This is a genomic window from Paenibacillus sp. FSL R5-0345 (assembly GCF_000758585.1).
Classification (GTDB): Bacteria; Bacillota; Bacilli; order Paenibacillales; family Paenibacillaceae; genus Paenibacillus_AQ.
Map to the genome: position 1 here is coordinate 6,466,535 of NZ_CP009281.1, position 18,433 is coordinate 6,484,967.

Below are 18,433 nucleotides of genomic sequence, written 5' to 3' on the forward strand. Positions count from 1 at the left end.
TCTACACCCCTTCGAAGCTGTCGCGAATACGCGCGATCAGTTCGAAAAATTCCGGGCTGTTTCTCATTTCCGCTGTACGCGGACGCGGCAGGGGAATATCAACCACGGCGGACAAGCGACCCGGATGTGGGGACAGAACGAACACCCGATCAGAGAGGAATATCGATTCAGGAATACTATGGGTCACGAAGACAATTGTGTTCTGCACCTTGCCCCAGACGGATAACAGTTCTTCGTTCAGACGCTCACGTGTAAACTCATCCAGTGCTGAGAACGGTTCATCCATAAGCAGAATTTCCGGCTCCATCGATAGGGCTCTGGCAATCGCTACACGTTGCTGCATCCCCCCACTAAGCTGCCAAGGGTATTTATCTGCGAAGCTCTGTAAGCCCACTAGGTCAAGAAGCTCTAACGCCTTCTCCTCACGGATCGACTTTTTGACTCCCATCAACTCCAGCGGCAATGTGATGTTATGCTTCACCTTCCGCCAGTCATATAGCACAGGACTTTGAAAAACAATGCCATATTTCTGCGCCAACCTTGCTTCTCTAGCGCTTTTTCCAGCTACTACAATATTCCCACCTGTTGGCGCGATCAGATCGGCCATCAGTCTTAAAAGCGTTGTTTTACCGCATCCGGAAGGTCCGAGCAGTGAGACGAATTCCCCCTTTGCAATATCAAGACTCACCTGATGCAGCGCAAGCACTTCCGCAGCTTCCGTCCTATAACGCATTTCAACATTTTCCAGCTGAATCTCAGGAATATTTGTCGCGAGCAATGACATCCCCAGCCCCCCTTATCAAAGTAAGCTATGCACTTAATGTTAATTAACCTTACCCATAACAGATATTTTCGAGTCTGAACCTTCTCTCACGTAGTATTAACTAACATGTTACACGCTGTTCACTGGACTCACACTAGACAATTAGTAAAATAGCTCCCGCTAAATTGCGTCATTTTGTCTAGGGGACATTTATTAAAGTTTTGCATTAAAGTGATTTTTTAATATTTGTAGATATGTGGTAATATTTATCCATATCTTTCCTCAGTAGGAGACAATAGACCCATGGGATCTGTAATTTCGAATTATATTGTTATTGTGGCTATATCAGGTGTTCTGAGTGTCTTACTAGCCCTTTTCGCCTATTATAAGAAAACTGATTTCTTAGGAATCAGAGCCTTTGTTATAAGCTCCTGCACTTCCGCGATTTATACCTTCGGCTTCGCGCTAGAGCTGTCGGGAAAAACACTGGAGGAAATGAGTTTTTGGATTAAGGTAGAGTACTTGGGGATGCCTTTTATAGCGCCGGCGAGCCTTATCATGGTAATGCATTTCGTGGGACTGGAAAGTCTATTTAAAAAGAGCATGCGAGCAGCGCTGTACATCATACCGTTCATCACAACACTGATGGTGTGGACCAATGATTATCACCATCTCTTCTATAAGTCCATTTATTTGCGAGACAACACCCCCTCCCCACTCGTTGATGTAGTAATGGGTCCTTGGTATATCGTTCACGGCAGCTTTACCTTTGGCTGTCTACTGGCAGCCATCTGCCTCATGTTATGGCAGTGGAATCGGATGAAACGGGTATACCGCAGACAAATCGTTACCATTCTAATTGGACTAAGCCTCCCAACGTTAGGCTCTTTTTTATATTTGATGGGCCTGACTCCTTACGGCATGGATCCCGTTCCGATCATTATGAGTATCACCTCCACCCTATATATCTGGTCTATCCTATCAAGAGGCATGTTAACAGCCGCACCTATCGCTCGTGAGAATTTGTTCGAAAGTATGAGAGACGGGGTGCTTGTCACCGATCGTTCGGACATGCTCGTCGATTACAATCGCGCAGCCGCGGATATGATAGAAGGACTTAATTCCTCGGCGATTGGCAAACCGCTGGCACAACTGTTTCTTAATGCAGGTAAAGATGCCTTGTCCTATGTTATGGATACAGAGCCGCTGCTACGCGAAGAACGGGAAGTGGCTTGGAACAAAGGAGACGAGATTTGTTACTATCAGATTCGATCCTCTCCCGTACAGAAACAAGGGGGATACTTAGCAGGACAAATGATCATGCTGATTGACGTAACTGAACGAATACTACTTCAAGATAAGCTGCGTCAATTGGCAACGATGGACAGTCTGACGGGGATTTATAACCGTACCTATTTTTTGGAGCTGAGCAGAGGGCTTCTAATTCAGTCCGCGAGCGATCGGAGTTCATTATCAATTATTCTGCTGGATGTAGACTTCTTCAAAAGTATTAATGATCGATTCGGACATCAATATGGAGATCAAGCCCTTCAGCACATTGTTGAGGTATGCAACAGACATATGCGGGAAGGTGACATCTTCGGCCGTTATGGCGGTGAGGAATTTGTGATCTGTCTTCCGGGCACATCCTTAAAGCAAGCCGCATCTCTCTGTGATACCATCCGTGCGGATATCGAGCATAGTACATTACATACCATGATCGGCCCTATTCATGTGACTGCCAGTTTCGGAGTCGTAGAGGCCTTAAGCCCAGAAGATACACTGGAAGAGCTGCTGTCAGAGGCCGACCATGCCCTGTACAGTGCCAAACGAAACGGGCGTAACGCCGTCCATCTGTCCCAGAGATCAGAAATTACACTTTTCAAGCCTATATAAATCGCATCTTTGTCCCTCCCAGCGCATTCATCAGCCTGCCTTATTTTTCATAGTCTGTTTTTACGTTTAATAAGAGTTATCTGAAAATCTAATCAGAGTGTAGAAAAAATTCGCTTTATGGATATGGAGGCGCAAGAAATAATGAGGAACCATACAATGATGCAATTTTTTGAATGGCATGTCGCTGCGGATGGGAAACACTGGGATCGCCTGAAAGAAACAGCTTCCGCACTAAAAGCCGTAGGCATTGATTCTGTTTGGGTACCTCCTGTGACAAAGGCCGTCTCCGCCGACGATACAGGCTATGGCGTGTATGATCTATACGATCTGGGCGAATATGACCAAAAAGGTACGGTACGCACCAAATATGGCACCAAACAAGCACTGATTGAAGCCATTTCGGAATGTCAAAAAAACGGCATTGCCGTGTACGTTGATTTGGTCATGAATCACAAGGCAGGAGCGGATGAAAAGGAAGTCTTCCAGGTGATCGAGGTCGACCCTAATGACCGGATGAAAGAAATCTCCAAGCCTTTCGAGATAGAGGGCTGGACTAAATTCACCTTCCCCGGCCGCGGTGATGAACACTCTTCCTTTAAATGGAATCACAATCATTTTAACGGCACTGACTTTGACGCCAAATCGGGGCGAACAGGTGTATTCCGTATCGCAGGCGAGAATAAAACATGGAACCAGAATGTGGACGACGAGTTCGGCAACTACGATTATCTGATGTTCGCAAATATTGATTACAGTCATCCAGAAGTCAAAAAAGAAATGATCCAATGGGGAAAATGGCTGGTGGACACGCTTCACTGCAGCGGCTTTCGTTTAGATGCCATCAAGCATATCAATCATGAGTTTGTGAAAGAATTCGCGGTCGAAATGTTTAATAAATGTGAGAAGGATTTCTATATCGTGGGCGAGTTCTGGAATTCGGATTTAGAATCCTGCCGGCAATTTCTAAATACCGTCGACTATAAGATCGACCTCTTCGATGTCTCCCTTCACTACAAGTTGCATTCAGCTTCCTTGGGGGGTAGAAACTTTGATTTAACCAAAATCCTCGACGACACACTAGTGCAGACCCATCCTACCAATGCCGTAACGTTCGTGGACAATCATGATTCTCAGCCCCATGAGGCTCTTGAATCGTGGGTAGATGACTGGTTCAAGCAAAGTGCTTATGCGCTTATCCTGCTGCGACGCGATGGATATCCTGTGGTCTTTTATGGAGATTATTATGGGATCGAGGGACCTACACCTGTGGCAGGCAAAAAAGCGGCGATTGATCCACTACTATATACCCGCTACCACAAGGCTTACGGTGAACAGAAGGATTACTTCGATCACCCGAACACGATTGGTTGGACCCGCCTCGGGGTGAAGGAGATTGAACACTCTGGATGCGCGGTTGTAATCAGTAACGGTGAGAACGGTCAGAAAAGAATGTTCGTAGGGGAACAACGTGCCGGTGAAGTATGGGTAGACTTTACTCATAATCACAAGGCGACCATAACGATTGAAAAAGAGGGCTGGGCGACCTTCCCGGTCAACGGTGGCAGCGTATCTGTCTGGGCTCTGCCTGATGCAGAAGTCGACGAAAAATAAAGGTTGTGCTGCTCAAAATAGATGAGGCTGCTCTCGAAAGTAGTGAATGCTGCTTACGGGGCAGCCTCATCTATTTTATGGAATAGTCCAAGTAAGGATCTCACTTAGCCATTAACCCTTTTCAGATTGGGTGATGATGACAGACGATGATGAGGATATGAGCAGGAATGTGCGCTGGAAATTTGCTGCGGGGACGTAAAATGACCGCGGGGATGTGCGGTAGGCGTTTTTGCGGTGAGCGGAGTGGGTTTAACCACTAATTAGGGAAAAGCTCCCTGATAATATTCGATATTCGCTTATAATTAACGAAATTAGGGAATTCCTCCCTAAAAATTAGGGTGATTGCTTGAAATTCCACCAAATCAGATGAATATTAGGGATATTTTCCCTAATTATAAATCTAATGACCAGTAATCTTAGAATTTTAGGGAGAAATTCCCTAATTATTGAATTGGTGCTTCACTCAAACCATCATTTGAAACTTCAAATAACCTTCAACGCAAAAAAGGGCCGTCCCCAGGTAGCTAAAACTACTTTGAGACGCCCTCCTCTTCTTTAGTTGCTTCAATGTACACAGAGACTTCACCCTCGTCTCCCTCTATTCCTCCGCCTTTGGATGGCGGGATACTAATCTCACCAGATCCAGCGTCAAGATCGGCAACGCTATGGAAGCCGGATAAGCCAAGTAACGCGGTTCCCACTCCGGACTGAACTTTTCTTTGTATCGGCGAAGTCCGACAAAGCCGTACCAATGCCCCCCTCTTTTAAATACGAGATGAGCCAGCTTCTCCTCTTTCAAGGCCCCAGCATTCTCGCCTACACTGGACAGAGGCGCATTACCTAGATTAAATCGATGATATCCCTTAGATTTCGCCCATTCTAGCAAACGGACAAATAAGTAATCCATCGTTCCGTTCGGCACATTCTTTCGATGGCGCATCAGATCAATCGATAGGGTCATGCCCTGATCATACCCATATGCAATAGAAGCAAATGCCAGTATTGTCCCCTTGGCATTCCGCAGCAGCGCGATCGGAGCCAGCTGTAGATAGGGCTTGTTAAACCAGCCCAGCGAATACCCTTTTTCGGTGCGCCCATTCAGCCATTCATCTGAAACGGATCTCAGCTCTTTAAATAAATCTTCATTGTGCGGTACCTCTGCAACTTCAAAGGTATACCCTTCCCGTTCAAACCGGTTGCATACGCTGCGCAAATCACTGTTCTTCTTGCCACTGAGCGTGAAGGTATCGAGCGTTACCAACGCCTCTTCCCCCAGCTTGAAAAAGTGATATCCCTGCTCATGATAGATCGATAAAAATTCAGGTGTAGCCTGATAAAAAACTACTACCAGACCGTATTTATCCGCAGCTTGCCTAAATTCACTGATCGCCTCATTCATGAGGCCTCTATCTCCCAATGGATCACCAAGGACGACAAGTTTATCCCTAACTCTGGCGAAAGCGAGCAGCACTTTGCCGTCTTGCGCCCAGAAGAAGCTTTTATCACCCAAAAACAACATATGAGTTAAGGGATTGCCTTGAAACTCCCCTAGAAAACGTTCCAGCCTTGCCATATCAAAGTTTCCGAATAGTTCCTCTGGCTTACGGTGAGGTCTGAGAGTGATCAGTAAAGTAAGAATGATCCAAGAGAAAGCTAGCCCCCCTACAGCCGTAAATGCAACATCACTATGCCGTTGCAGCCACTCTGGCTGCACACCGGGTGGGAGATGCTTCAGAAAGCCACGATGTACATGGCTTCCCAATAGATAGTAGCTTAGGGCAATTACCGAAGTAAGAGCAAGCCACCAGATCGTACTCTGTCTGCTAACGGGAGCACTAATCCGGTAGAACCGGGATCTGGAGATCCACAGAATGAGTGCAACGAGAAGCAGAAACAGCGCCTCTTCATAATCAAAGCCTTTAGCTACCGCAAATATAGACCCAGAAAATAGTAGAGCACTGGTCCAAATGTATGCGCTACGGACCCTTAATGTAATACCTCGCGACAACAAAATGAGCATAAAACCAATAAGTACAGATAAATGATGTGAAAGCTGCATGATCGGGAATGACAATATTTCCTCTGTAATCTTCAGCCTATACAACAATCCAGGTGTAGCTGTTGATAGTAAGAGAATAAGCCCGCTAGCTAGTACAAGCTTGCCTAGAGCCCACACACCAAGATCGCTCAGAAAAGTATACTGCCCTGGCCAACCCCATATCTTTTGCCATATGTTAAGAGAGGGTTCAAACCCGGGGGCTGAACGATCTTGTCCCTTTTTTCCTTGCAAACCAAACTCCAATGCAGCAAGCACCAATCCGATCAACCACGGAATGAGATAATAGAACAATCTAAAAACGACAAGCACTGCCATAGCCTGATCACTTTTGAATTCAAGCTGCGTAAGACCCAGCAATGCGATAAGGTCAAAAGCACCGATACCGCCAGGTGCCATACTCAAGATGCCCGCAATAGCCGCTATTGTAAAGATGCCGAATATGACTGGAAAATGCACATCGTGCAAGAGATGGCTACTGATTGTCCAAAAGGTTACCCCGGCAAAACTCCATTCTAGAAAGGAAGCACCCACAGAGGCAACAACTGTAAGCCATGGCGTTCTGCCCTTTCCCCGGTTAATCCACTTTGCATAAAGCGACGAGCGCTGTACAAACACGAAAAACGGCAAATAAAGCGCCATACCCCATACCGCAAATACTAACCAATGATGCTCTTCGAGCAATGCCGTTGCCGGCAGCAGGCCAAAGATATTTGCCCAAGAAAGTAAAGATAACCCGGTTATCATTAGCGGTGAAAGAAACACGATTGCCGGCGTTAGGACGGAAGTTGGCACACCGCTTTTTTTATACATCAACGTCCGTAAACCTACTCCAGCCAGACCCGCAAAACCAATCAAATTATTAAACGTATTAGCAATCCAGCCATAACGGAAGGTGTCCCAGAGCCCTACTTTTAAACGGAAATGTGCCCGAATCAAATAATCATAGGCACTCATGACAGCTACTGCGAGAAGTGCGAATCCGATCATTTGCAAGACAGCGGACGTAGGTAATCTTCTTAATTCACGCATGATAAGTCCTAAATGGACCTGCTTCAGCTCATGCTGTCCCTCCCAATACACCAGCGCTATGATAGCCACTGGAAAGAGAGCTCTCACCGCCCGTATCCGGTATATGGATAAGAACAGCCTTACAATTTTAAATCTTTCTAATGTCTGTTGTTTTGAATGCATGAGGCCACCTGCCTTTACCGCTGACACACGTTGTGCTAGACAAATTTTCAACCATTTCATTATAACAATTATTGGAATAAAAAACCCATGATAATCAACACCTATTCAATTAGACTCCCAGTACAGCCCCAACCCCTGCAATAGTTAAAGATTGTTATTGGAATTCTATACCGCTAAAGGGCATTGAAACTGTAGTTTACACATAAAAATGCATAACAAAAAGGACATCCCTCACGGCAAAGGATGCCCTCTCTGTTATGTAACATGGGTCTTGCTAGCGTTTATACTCGAATATCAAATCTGCCTTTACTATCCGTTGTTGCGGTAGCGATCTCTTGCGGACTTGCTGCAGCAAGCGCATTGTTCGCTGGTTTGGCAGGTGCCTCTACTCCACTACCTGCGGTGGAAGTGCTGCTCTGAGACTTTTGTGAAATTTGTGCCTCGATGGTTTTGATCTGTTGCTCAATTTGCTTCGTCTTCGTTTCTTTGGTCTTTTCATCGTCTGAGCTGGCATCAATCTTGTCTAGTTCAGCTTCCAGCTTCGCTTTTTGTTTCTCAAGCGCACTGGTATCTGTAGTGCTTGATGTCGAGGTGGTATACGATGTGGAACCTGAAACTGCTGATATACTCATGGTCATCCCTCCCTTCCTTACCTCCAATATAATCCTTTTGCAGATAAGGAACGTTAAGACCCGCTGAAAGTTTGCTGAAAGTACTACTTGCTAGGTTACAAAGATAGACTGCTAGGCGCTGGCTTTTCCCCGTCTAACAAGCAGCAGATAAGACAAAATGGAGAGAACTCCAGTACATGCTATCACTATGGCCATCGGAAGTGCTGACTCAACTCCCCCAAGACCAACAAGTGGCGCTACACAGCTACCTAACAGTAGAGGAATTAAACCGATTAACGCCGAGGCACTGCCTGCAGTTTCGCCTTGATCTTGCATCGCCAATGAGAAGCTGGTCGCTCCGACAATCCCCACACTGGAGACAACTGCAAATAGACAGATCAGAATTGGGATTAATCCTCCTCCTACTAGAATCGTCAGCAGCAGCAAGATACCTCCCATCGTACAGAGCAATAGTCCACTAAGCAGCAGCTTAGTCTCACTTACCTTACCAGCAAGTCTGCCGGCAATTTGACCCGTAATAATAATCCCGATCCCATTCATAGCAAAAATCAGACTATATACCTGCGGGGTAACCGCAAAAATATTTTGCAATACAAAAGAAGAACCTGAAATATAAGCGAACATAGATGCCGTTACAAAACCTTGAGACAAGGCATAACCCATAAACTTACGGTTGCCCAGTAATACTCGGAAAGTAAGCAGCGTACCCTTCAGCCCGCTCTTAGAGCGTCGCTCCTTCGGCAGTGTCTCCGGCAAGCGCAATAAAATCGTTAAACAAAAAATAATTCCGGCAGCAAATAATACGAGGAATATCCCTTGCCATGTGGTCACTCTTAACAGCTGACCTCCAATAACCGGAGCTAATATCGGCCCGAGACCATTCACAATCATCAATAGCGAGAAGAACTTCGTGAGCTCAGAGCCACTATATAAATCACGAACAGCCGCTCTGGAGACAACCACACCTACTGAGCCAGCAAGACCTTGAATAAACCGCAAACCGATCAGCAGTCCGATCGAAGGACTAAAGGCACATAATACTGAGGAAACAGCATAAATGAACATCCCTATAAGCAGCGGACGGCGGCGGCCATATACATCACTCAGCGGTCCAGCTACCAACTGACCTGAAGCTAGTCCCAACAAAAAAAAGGTCAGACTAAGCTGCACTAAAGCAGCAGTCGTACCGAAATCCGCGACAAGCGTAGGCAGTGCCGGCAAATACATATCAATCGACAGCGGGCCGATGGTTGTAATGGAGCCAAGAATCACAGCGAGCTGCAGTCTCTGCTTCCGTGACGGTCCATCAGCGGTAAGCGTATTACCCTTTTGAATTCCAATCATGATTCTTATTTCAACCTTTCTACAGCAACCCTTGGGCCTTTTTTGTATTCCTCATACTAACGTAAAGGAAGTGAATTGATCAATCCTTTTATGAAGGGTTATTGGTGGCTGTATAACAAGAATAACCGCCATTCGGCGGTTATTCTGATCGTTTTATGCATTTGTGGATGTGCTGCGCATCTGCAACCAATCTCTGGCGGCTTCAGCCTCAGCAACACTCAGACGATGACCTTGATTACCCCAATGTGTTGTAACCTCTGCACCTGCGTTCTGCAAAGTAATCTCCAAATCCTCAGTCTCCGAAGAAGCAATGAGTGGATCATTCGTGCCTGCTCCAATGAAGATAGACACGCCTTCCAACGAAGGAAGCGTAATATTGCGGAGCGGCACCATTGGATGCAGTAGAATGGCAGCGCGGAAAATATCCTTATAATGAAACAGCAAGCTACCCGCAATGTTCGCACCGTTAGAGTAACCCACGGCTACCAGATTGTCAGCATCGAATCCGTACTGTGCGGCGGCATCATCCAGAAACTGCTTGAGCTCATGCGTACGGAAGATTAGATCCGCCTCATCAAATACCCCTTCAGCCAGCCGTCGGAAGAACCTCGGCATTCCATTCTCAAGTACATTTCCTCTGATGCCCAGCACTGATGAATCGGGAGATAATAACCCGGCGAGCGGCAGCAAGTCTTGCTCATTGCCTCCAGTACCATGGAATAATACAAGCGTGGGTTTCGTTACATCTTTACCTTTATGGAATACATGAATCATCCCTGCTTCACCTCAATTTCTCTTATTTGAATAGGACTTAAATTTTCTTCGATGACCGCACGATGCGGTTCATACCAAGATGGCAGCATCAGCTTCTCACCCAGCGCATCCGCGGCTTCATCACGGGCAAAGCCCGGAGGGTCCGTAGCAATCTCGAAGAGGATTCCACCTCTTTCGCGGAAATAGATCGCATTAAAGTATTGGCGGTCTTGAACCGGTGTCGGATGATGTCCATGACTCTGTACATGATGCGCCCATTCCAGCTGCTCAGCATCATCTTGTGCACGCCAAGCGATATGGTGAACGGTACCAGTACCTCCTGCTCCTTGCGGAACCGGTGTTGTCTTTAGATCAATAATATTACCCGAATTGCCAGTAGTTCTATAACGACTGTATCCATCTCCGTCAGCGATATGCTCCATTCCCATCGTATGGACAAGCGTTTCTGCAGTTTGTAGCGGATCGTTGCTATAGAGTACAGCGCCTCCAAACCCTTTGATCGCATGCTCGGTAGGAACCCCACCGAAAGACCATTTACTAAGCGGCCCTTCCTCACGTTCCACCAGTTCAATGCGCAAACCGTCATAATCAGCAAAGGATAGATAAGATTCCGAGATTCTATTTTTAAGGGTAACTGAAATTTGATATGCGGCAAGACGCTGTTCCCAGAATGCCAGAGAGCCTACCGGTACCGCGTAAGTCGTTACACCAACCTGACCACTGCCGATTCTTCCTTTACGCCCTACAGGTGAAGGGAAAAAAGTAATAATCGTTCCCGGAGCACCTGCCTCATTTCCAAAATATAAATGATAGACTTCCGGAGCGTCAAAATTAATCGTCTTCTTCACAAGCCGTAGTCCCAGAATGCCGGCGTAGAAGTCAACATTACGCTGAGCATCTCCAACAAAAGCGGTAATATGATGGATTCCTGCAGTTTGAAGTGTCATAATAATAAACCCCCTTCTTAGTTAAAAATCAATGCGTCCAGAGAAATCGAACCTGGCCCTGTAAGTGCTATACCTGCAGCAACTACCAGTACCGTAAGCGGAAACTCAATTCCATTCGAAGTAGACCAGAAGCCATTTGGAGCATGAACCTTAATGATAGCCCCCAGCATAGTGACAACAATCAACACCGCTGCAACAGGTGTCAGAAGGCCTGCCGCGAACATGAATCCGCCTGCCAGCTCCATTATTCCTGCCAGTATTGCCATTGTAACCCCCGGTTTAATGCCGATGGACTCCATCCACCCACCTGTACCCTTCGGGCCGTAACCCCCAAACCATCCAAATAACTTTTGTGCACCATGTCCTATGAATGCAATCCCGATCACTAATCTCATCAATAATATTCCTACACTTATCATTGTTAATCCACTCCAATTTTCTTTGATTTAATTATCTTAACATTAAGATATATGATAAAAATTTTTGTCTTTCAGCGGTAAGAAGCAGCGAACTGCTTCCGACCTTATAGATGTGCCCTTCATTACGCTATTTCAGCGCTCCTATACACCTTTGCCTAGCTTCTTCAGTAATTCGATAGCCTGCCCCTTCTCATCCTTATCCAGTCCACGCATCAAATCATGAATCGAAGCCACATGACGCGGAAAAATCTGATCGAACAGCTCACGCCCTGCATCCGTAATCTCCGCATAGGTCACGCGTCTGTCCTCGCTACACGGCACACGTTTCAGCAGACCTTTCTTCTCCAGCTTATCGATATTATAGGTGATGCTTCCACTCGTAACGAGAATTTTCTCCCCGATCTGTTGCAGTGGAATACGGGTCCGGTGATACAGCACCTCAAGCACCATGAACTCGGCAGATGCCAGCCCATAACTCTTCATATCCTTCACAGCTTGATCCATCAAGCTTCTATAAGCCTTAGATAATACAACAAATAACTTTAAAGAAGACGCCTGATCCATCTCCGTAGTATTCTCTGCATTACGTACGTTCTCTTCGGTACTACTCATCATTTCCACCTCCACTCGGACAGCCCTGTTGTTCAATACAATGTAAATGTCTTTACATTAAATATCTTTAAGTTAAGATAACTATACTTCTTCACACTATCTTTGTCAACCTCGCCGCTAAAAAAGATTAATTAAGCGGCCTAACGAACTGCTTATGTTTCATTTGCGATCTTTTACGAACGTGATGAAAATCACTCTAAGTTTGACCTGACCCCTAAAACGGCGTATTCTTGTCTTTACGAATGACTATTTAGGAAGCGATTTCACAACCCTTAAAGGAGGCAGCCTGATGGTGGAGCAACAAGCTGGAACGCGGCGCGTGCTGATCGTAACAGCCGTAGCCGCAGAGCGGGACGCGGTCCTGCGCGGCCTGCAAGGCAGCGACAGGTTCCATGTGATTGCTGCCGGCGCAGGTACGGCAGCAGCGGCGGCGGGAACCGCCGCGGCACTCGCAGCCGGGTCTTACGGCTGCGTAATCAGCGCTGGGATCGGCGGCGGGTTCCCCGGGGTGGCACCTTTAGGCTCGCTGGTCGTTGCCAGCGAGATGATTGCCGCCGACCTCGGGGCCGAGACGCCGGAGGGCTTCCGCAGCGCTGCCGAGCTCGGCTTCGGCAGCGTGTCCGTGCCGGCTGACCGCGGCACGGTGCAGGCGGTTTCGGCCGCGCTGACAGCGGCCGGACTGACCGTAAGCACGGGGACCGTGCTTACGGTCTCAACGGCGACCGGCACCGCGGAGACGGCCGCCGCCCTCATCGCGCGGCATCCTACTGCCGTCGCGGAGGCGATGGAAGGCCACGGAGTTGCCGTGGCCGCTGAAGCGCTGGGGCTCCCCGTACTGGAGCTCCGCGCTATTTCGAACCCGGTCGGTCCCCGCGACCGGGCTGCTTGGAAGATCGGCGATGCAATGGAAGCATTAACGGCGGCAGCCGCTATACTACTGGAGGTGCTGTAATGACAACTGAGCTTAATATCGCTTTTTCCCCTTGCCCTAACGATACCTTTGTATTTCATGCCTGGGCACACGGGCTTGTCCCGGATGCACCACAACTTAATGTAACCTATGCCGACATTGATATTACTAACACACTCGCTGCTAACGGAGAAGGACCTGAGGTCCTTAAAATCTCCTATGCCGCTCTACCTTGGGTTCTTGATCGCTACAAACTGCTGCCATGCGGCGGTGCACTGGGTCGTGGCTGCGGCCCGCTGCTTCTTACAGCAAGTGGCCCAACAGCGATCAAACGTCCCGAGAAGCTGGCCGGGCGCCGGATTGCAGTGCCTAGCGAACGCTCTACAGCATATTTACTCTTCAGATTATGGGCAGCACAGCATGTGACGGGAGGCATTGGCGAAATCATTGTCATGCCTTTCGATGAGATCATGCCTGCCGTTCGCGATGGACATATCGATGCCGGGCTGGTGATTCACGAAGCCCGCTTTACTTACGCGTCTTATGGTCTTAATATGCTGACTGACCTTGGCAGCTGGTGGGAAAGCGATACCGGATTGCCAATTCCACTGGGTGCGATCATTGCTCGCCGCGATCTGGATGCCGATGCCATTATTGGCTGGATTCGCAGCTCTCTTCAATATGCGTGGGATCATCCTACCGATTCTAGAGACTATGTGCTTAGTCATGCTCAAGAGCTGGCTCCAGAAGTGGCCAAATCTCATATTGATCTCTATGTGAACGACTTCTCGATGAACCTAGGCGATGACGGTTACGCTGCAATTTCCGCCTTACTAAATCGCGCTGCAGCAGAAGGACTTGTCCCTGCGATCGATCCTGCATTACTTCGGTAGCATGTACTAGACGTTCTTAGCGTACTATAAAATTAAATATTACCTAGATCCCCGATTACACCCATAAGGTGTCCTCCGGGGATTTTGTTTATTCTAAGTAGCATTATCTGCGATTGCCTGGTGACCATTATTTGGCATGCTGGAGCGATGGCTATACAATAGACCTATAAATAGGTTCTATGAAGGAGGATCACATGATACCTGAAAACAATAGTAAGCAGAATATCGACCGATTCCTAGGCTTTCAAGATGACTATGACCGCTACCGCCCCGAAGCTCCTGCCATGATTATCAAACTGCTGACCGATTACTTAGGCACCTCACCTTCACTCATCGCAGATATAGGCTGTGGTACGGGCTTATCTACTTTTCTGTGGAAGGGTGTAGCGGACAGCATCATCGGCATTGAACCGAATCCAGATATGCTGGGAAAAGCAATCGATAAATTAAGCCAAATAGAAGATCCCCAATCCATCACATTTGTACAAGCTTATTCTAACCAGCTTCCACTTGCAGCAGACAGCGTAGACATTGTGACCTGCTCACAGTCATTCCACTGGATGGATCCTCAAAGTACACTTCGAGAAATATCCCGGGTCTTAAGAACGGGCGGCATCTTCGCGGCCTACGATTGCGACTGGCCCCTCCCCCTTCATCAGAAGGTAGAAGAACGTTACAACCAACTAATCTCCAAATCAGAGGAACTGCTCACCTCACTCTTACCGGATGCAGAGAGAGCTTACAAATGGGACAAAGAAGGGCATTTGTCACAGATTCAGGCTAGTGGCGCATTCTCTTTTGCTAGAGAAATCGTATTTCATAATCTAGAGTCCTGTGATTCAGGGCGCTATGTAGGACTCGCTCTAAGCCAAGGTGGAATACGAACCGTGCTGAAGCAAGACGCTGCCTTACTCGATCAAGACATTGCTGATTTCAGCGCTGCCGTCGAAGATCATTTCCAAGGACGCACCTTAGAGGTTCTGATCAGCTACCGAATGAGAATCGGCATCAAATAATCTCTACCCATAACGCAAAAACGCCCCGATTCTCCCCTTAGGAGGAAGGTCGGAGCGTTTTCTTATTTTATTTGACTTCTTCCATGAACAAATTTAGGTTCTCAACGATTTCCTTAGATCTGGAATGGTGTAAATAATGTCCGCCTTCGAATGTCATCACTTTTCCATGCACAGATTCCTTAACTTGCCCTTCATGCAGAGGAATCCAATCTTTCACGGTTGTATTATTCGCTTGTATAAAAAATATAATGGGAAGATTCTTGTCGAATTTCAACCCTCTGGCTGCGACAAAGTTAGGATATATATGTTCCATTTCATTTAAGGTAGTGGAATTATTCATATTTTTGAGCGATATCAATTTCATTTGTTTTTTGGTCTCATCATCAAATGGCAGTCCATCATAAGGGTCACCGCTTAATTGCAATCCCAATCTAATGATACCTGAGTCTTTGAGCAGCTTTAATTTTTTTATCGGGAATTTAACATCCATACCGCCTTGCTCAGGAACACTACTATCAACCCCTACAAATGCACTCACTTCGTTTGGATATTTCTTCGCATATTCCAATCCGTAAATACCTCCAATGGAGTGGCCCATTAGAATATATTGGTCAATGTTTAGATTCTGTACGGCTTCATGAACCTCACTTATGATATTCGCTGTAGTTCGTTCCTTATCAGTCTCATCACTTAATCCATAACCAAACGGCTCAACCGCGACCACTTTGTAAAATGGTGATAACTCATCAATCAACGGCTTAAAATCAAGTGCTGGCGCTCCAGTCCCAAAGCCCGGGATAAGCACAATAGTCTGCTCCCCTTGTCCTTGGATCAAAACATTCATACTTTTTCCGTCAACAGGAACTAACTGACCATATTGATGTATTTTTTTCTGATCTGTTTTGTTGCTAATCACATTAACTGTATAAACAACGGCTAGAAAAAGCACGATCAAAATCACTATTGCTCCTAATACTTTTAGCAACAAGTTACGTACTTTATGTTTTTTCTTTCCGTTCCCCGTTTTTATTACCTCCGTTTGTGTCACCTTCATCTTCTCCTGTTCTAATCTATTTCTAAAGTCGCCCTAACATTTGCGCTAATGAGAGCTTAACCAAAGAAGATGTACTCCTAATGACGACAACATGAACGGAATATGAACAGGTCAAAAAAACTCCGGCATCACACGCAAGGAGGTTTGCATGTAACGCCGGAGTATGAAGAATAGCCCTTGCAATCAAATTTAAGCTGTCGGTGTTGTGATAGGTAAAGTCACGATGAAAGTCGTTCCGTTTCCGGGTTCACTTTCCACTCGAATGTCACCTTGATGAAGCGAGACGATCTGTTTGACAATCGCCAGTCCCATACCGCTACCGCCATACTTGCGACTGTGGGAACGATCTGCCTTGAAGAATCGTTCAAATATGCGCTCTTGGTCCTCAGGAGAAATGCCAATACCAGTGTCGGATATTCGGACGGTCACGTTGTTTAACTCTTGGATGATACTGACGGTTATCACACTGTCATCTTTGGAGAATTTGATGCTATTGCCAAGGAGATTCGTCCACACCTGACTTAACAGGTCATGATCAGCCCATACAATTACCGGTTTCAAATCAAGTTCAAAGCTAATGTTGCGTGCCGACCATTGGGGCTGTATCGCCACAATTACCCGTCTGATCTGTTCATCAAGACTGAACGTGATAAGCCGCAGTTGTTGCGATTGCGATTCAAGCAGACTCAGCTTTAACAGACTATCGCTCATCTTGGACATCCGCTCCGCTTCGGCAATTATAATGTCGAGATAACGATTTCGTTCATCCTCTGTGAGGGCTACTTTCTTGAGCGCAATAGCATAACCAGATATCGAGGTAAGCGGAGACTGAACCTCATGCGACACATTCGTTACGAACTCCCTGCGCATTTGCTCAAGATGCTGCAGATCGTGCATCATTTCCTCGAAGCTATTAGCCAAGGTACCTAGCTCACCCATCTGCTTAATATTTAATTCGACATTGAAATCCCCAGTTGCTATACGCCTAGTTGCCTTTGTAAGCCTTTTGATCGGTCTCACTAAGAACATAGAAGCGACCAGTATTAATACGCTTCCCGTTATTAATGAATACGCCAAAAAATTAAATAGCAGATTCCTCGTAGAAGACAAAGTAGGAGGCACAAGCGGCTCCACAAACATCGCCTTTGTTCCCATCTCAGTTTTCAAAGGTAGTCCTAAGAGGTTGGAAGAACCTATACTCGGTTTAACTTGAACAGCTTCACCACCCAATACTTTCTTTAGTTGCTCCCTAGTCACGGTAACAGGGCTCTCTCCATTAAGCACTCCGTAAGACTGGAACTGGCCGTTCTCATCGTAAATTCGAATATGGTAGGAATCAAGCTGCTTCATTCCACTTATAAGAGCATCCGCTTCACGTGATGGTAAGGTTTCGTATATCCGGGCGATGTCCTGACCAAAACGAAGTAAGGGAATTCGCAGGTTTTCGTTTAATTTATCTTGAAATACCCAGGTTGTCACAAATAGAGAAATCAGTGTGCCTCCGATCACGGAGACCAGAAAGGTCAGAACAACACGTGTATATAACGATTGGATCATTCGTAAACCTCAAGCCGATACCCTAGTCCCCGCACGGTCTCGATTCGAAAATCAGGTGTAGTCGCAAACCGTTCGCGCAGCCGTTTAATATGTACGTCTATCGTTCGATCATCTCCAGCATAATCAATCCCCCAAATCTGATTAATTAACTGCTCGCGCGTATAGACTTGCCCGGGCGTTCCAGCGAGCTTATACAACAATTCGAACTCCTTGAGTGGCAACGTCAGTGACTCGGTTCCTCTCATCACCTTATAGGTCTGCCGATCAAGGATGACATCGCCGAACTGGATCGTCTGTGTGGAACCAATCTTGTATCGCTTCAGTAAGGATCTAACACGAACCGTCAACTCCAGTGGATCGAATGGCTTCGTCAAATAATCGTCTGTCCCCAGTTCGAAGCCCTTCACCTTTTCCCAGGTCTCCCCCCTCGCAGTGAGCATAAGTAAGGGAAGATCAGGATCGGCTCTTCGGAGCTCCTTGCAGAGCGTCCAACCATCCATAATCGGCATCATAATATCGAGTACAACAAGATCAATATGCTTAGAGCCATAAACGGCTAGCGCTTCCTTGCCGTCTGCAGCTTCAGCTGTATCGAATCCGTCGTTACGTAGAAATAAACAGACAAGTTCGCGAATGTTCGCATCGTCGTCAGCAACTAGTATAGTAGGCATTCGTACCCTCTTTTCCTGTTATCCATCCTAGCCATTATACTACAATATTCTTCCGGCCAAGAAGGAGCGCCTTGCCCTCGGCAT

The 18,433-nt window shown here is 46.7% G+C and carries 16 protein-coding genes; 5 read left to right on the top strand and 11 right to left on the bottom strand.

The window, feature by feature from the left end:
- Position 1: 1 nt before the first annotated feature.
- Positions 2 to 784 (bottom strand): ABC transporter ATP-binding protein, encoded by a 783-nt coding sequence (locus R50345_RS28550; protein WP_042131473.1) that lies wholly within the window; start codon positions 782 to 784, stop codon positions 2 to 4.
- Positions 785 to 1,066: 282 nt separating this feature from the next.
- On the opposite strand from R50345_RS28550, the gene R50345_RS28555 reads away from it, so the two are divergent.
- Complete coding sequence (locus R50345_RS28555) at positions 1,067 to 2,659, top strand: histidine kinase N-terminal 7TM domain-containing diguanylate cyclase (protein WP_042131475.1); 1,593 nt, start codon at positions 1,067 to 1,069, stop codon at positions 2,657 to 2,659.
- 138 nt (positions 2,660 to 2,797) lie between these two features.
- Positions 2,798 to 4,270: an alpha-amylase gene (locus R50345_RS28560; protein WP_042132551.1), complete on the top strand. Its 1,473-nt coding sequence runs from the start codon at positions 2,798 to 2,800 to the stop codon at positions 4,268 to 4,270.
- Positions 4,271 to 4,868: 598 nt separating this feature from the next.
- On the opposite strand, the gene mprF is transcribed toward R50345_RS28560, so the two are convergent.
- The 7 genes from mprF to R50345_RS28595 form a co-directional block, all read right to left on the bottom strand.
- The gene (gene mprF, locus R50345_RS28565; RefSeq protein ID WP_042131476.1) at positions 4,869 to 7,520 is read right to left on the bottom strand and encodes a bifunctional lysylphosphatidylglycerol flippase/synthetase MprF; all 2,652 of its coding nucleotides are present in this window, start codon (positions 7,518 to 7,520) and stop codon (positions 4,869 to 4,871) included.
- Between the two features lie 281 nt (positions 7,521 to 7,801).
- A complete protein-coding gene (locus tag R50345_RS28570) occupies positions 7,802 to 8,152 on the bottom strand; it encodes a FlxA-like family protein (protein ID WP_042131477.1) in 351 nt (116 codons plus the stop codon).
- A gap of 111 nt (positions 8,153 to 8,263) precedes the next feature.
- The gene (locus tag R50345_RS28575; protein WP_042131478.1) at positions 8,264 to 9,496 is read right to left on the bottom strand and encodes a multidrug effflux MFS transporter; all 1,233 of its coding nucleotides are present in this window, start codon (positions 9,494 to 9,496) and stop codon (positions 8,264 to 8,266) included.
- A 153-nt stretch (positions 9,497 to 9,649) separates the two neighbouring features.
- Positions 9,650 to 10,270: an alpha/beta hydrolase gene (locus R50345_RS28580; RefSeq protein ID WP_042131479.1), complete on the bottom strand. Its 621-nt coding sequence runs from the start codon at positions 10,268 to 10,270 to the stop codon at positions 9,650 to 9,652.
- On the bottom strand, positions 10,267 to 11,217 hold the full coding sequence (locus tag R50345_RS28585; RefSeq protein ID WP_042131480.1) for a ring-cleaving dioxygenase: 951 nt from the start codon (positions 11,215 to 11,217) through the stop codon (positions 10,267 to 10,269). The genes R50345_RS28580 and R50345_RS28585 overlap by 4 nt, the downstream gene beginning before the upstream one ends.
- 17 nt (positions 11,218 to 11,234) lie before the next feature.
- Positions 11,235 to 11,636, bottom strand: a complete 402-nt coding sequence (locus R50345_RS28590) for a DoxX family protein (protein ID WP_042131482.1) — start codon at positions 11,634 to 11,636, stop codon at positions 11,235 to 11,237.
- A gap of 141 nt (positions 11,637 to 11,777) precedes the next feature.
- Positions 11,778 to 12,248 (bottom strand): MarR family winged helix-turn-helix transcriptional regulator, encoded by a 471-nt coding sequence (locus tag R50345_RS28595; RefSeq protein ID WP_269321975.1) that lies wholly within the window; start codon positions 12,246 to 12,248, stop codon positions 11,778 to 11,780.
- A 289-nt stretch (positions 12,249 to 12,537) separates the two neighbouring features.
- On the opposite strand from R50345_RS28595, the gene R50345_RS28600 reads away from it, so the two are divergent.
- The 3 genes from R50345_RS28600 (at position 12,538) to R50345_RS28610 (ending at position 15,067) form a co-directional block, all read left to right on the top strand.
- A complete protein-coding gene (locus R50345_RS28600; RefSeq protein ID WP_042131484.1) occupies positions 12,538 to 13,200 on the top strand; it encodes a futalosine hydrolase in 663 nt (220 codons plus the stop codon).
- Positions 13,200 to 14,051 (top strand): 1,4-dihydroxy-6-naphtoate synthase, encoded by an 852-nt coding sequence (locus tag R50345_RS28605; RefSeq protein ID WP_042131485.1) that lies wholly within the window; start codon positions 13,200 to 13,202, stop codon positions 14,049 to 14,051. The genes R50345_RS28600 and R50345_RS28605 overlap by 1 nt, the downstream gene beginning before the upstream one ends.
- Before the next feature lie 194 nt (positions 14,052 to 14,245).
- Complete coding sequence (locus R50345_RS28610; protein WP_042131486.1) at positions 14,246 to 15,067, top strand: class I SAM-dependent methyltransferase; 822 nt, start codon at positions 14,246 to 14,248, stop codon at positions 15,065 to 15,067.
- 67 nt (positions 15,068 to 15,134) lie between these two features.
- Here the strand turns inward: R50345_RS28610 and R50345_RS28615 are convergent, their stop codons facing one another.
- From R50345_RS28615 to R50345_RS28625, 3 genes are all read right to left on the bottom strand, one after another.
- On the bottom strand, positions 15,135 to 16,115 hold the full coding sequence (locus R50345_RS28615) for an alpha/beta hydrolase (RefSeq protein ID WP_042131487.1): 981 nt from the start codon (positions 16,113 to 16,115) through the stop codon (positions 15,135 to 15,137).
- A 195-nt stretch (positions 16,116 to 16,310) separates the two neighbouring features.
- Positions 16,311 to 17,678 carry a sensor histidine kinase gene (locus R50345_RS28620; protein ID WP_042131488.1) on the bottom strand — a complete coding sequence of 456 codons (1,368 nt, stop codon included), beginning with the start codon at positions 17,676 to 17,678 and terminating at the stop codon, positions 16,311 to 16,313.
- Positions 17,675 to 18,349 (bottom strand): response regulator transcription factor, encoded by a 675-nt coding sequence (locus R50345_RS28625; RefSeq protein WP_042131489.1) that lies wholly within the window; start codon positions 18,347 to 18,349, stop codon positions 17,675 to 17,677. The genes R50345_RS28620 and R50345_RS28625 overlap by 4 nt, the downstream gene beginning before the upstream one ends.
- Positions 18,350 to 18,433: the final 84 nt, after the last annotated feature.

Bases quoted from the DNA above. Each gene is read 5' to 3' on its own strand.
- R50345_RS28550 (WP_042131473.1), bottom strand. From the start codon at position 784: ATGTCATTGCTCGCGACAAATATTCCTGAGATTCAGCTGGAAAATGTT.
- R50345_RS28555 (WP_042131475.1), top strand. From the start codon at position 1,067: ATGGGATCTGTAATTTCGAATTATATTGTTATTGTGGCTATATCAGGT.
- mprF (WP_042131476.1), bottom strand. From the start codon at position 7,520: ATGCATTCAAAACAACAGACATTAGAAAGATTTAAAATTGTAAGGCTG.
- R50345_RS28570 (WP_042131477.1), bottom strand. From the start codon at position 8,152: ATGAGTATATCAGCAGTTTCAGGTTCCACATCGTATACCACCTCGACA.
- R50345_RS28575 (WP_042131478.1), bottom strand. From the start codon at position 9,496: ATGATTGGAATTCAAAAGGGTAATACGCTTACCGCTGATGGACCGTCA.
- R50345_RS28580 (WP_042131479.1), bottom strand. From the start codon at position 10,270: ATGATTCATGTATTCCATAAAGGTAAAGATGTAACGAAACCCACGCTT.
- R50345_RS28585 (WP_042131480.1), bottom strand. From the start codon at position 11,217: ATGACACTTCAAACTGCAGGAATCCATCATATTACCGCTTTTGTTGGA.
- R50345_RS28590 (WP_042131482.1), bottom strand. From the start codon at position 11,636: ATGATAAGTGTAGGAATATTATTGATGAGATTAGTGATCGGGATTGCA.
- R50345_RS28595 (WP_269321975.1), bottom strand. From the start codon at position 12,248: ATGAGTAGTACCGAAGAGAACGTACGTAATGCAGAGAATACTACGGAG.
- R50345_RS28600 (WP_042131484.1), top strand. From the start codon at position 12,538: ATGGTGGAGCAACAAGCTGGAACGCGGCGCGTGCTGATCGTAACAGCC.
- R50345_RS28605 (WP_042131485.1), top strand. From the start codon at position 13,200: ATGACAACTGAGCTTAATATCGCTTTTTCCCCTTGCCCTAACGATACC.
- R50345_RS28610 (WP_042131486.1), top strand. From the start codon at position 14,246: ATGATACCTGAAAACAATAGTAAGCAGAATATCGACCGATTCCTAGGC.
- R50345_RS28620 (WP_042131488.1), bottom strand. From the start codon at position 17,678: ATGATCCAATCGTTATATACACGTGTTGTTCTGACCTTTCTGGTCTCC.
- R50345_RS28625 (WP_042131489.1), bottom strand. From the start codon at position 18,349: ATGCCTACTATACTAGTTGCTGACGACGATGCGAACATTCGCGAACTT.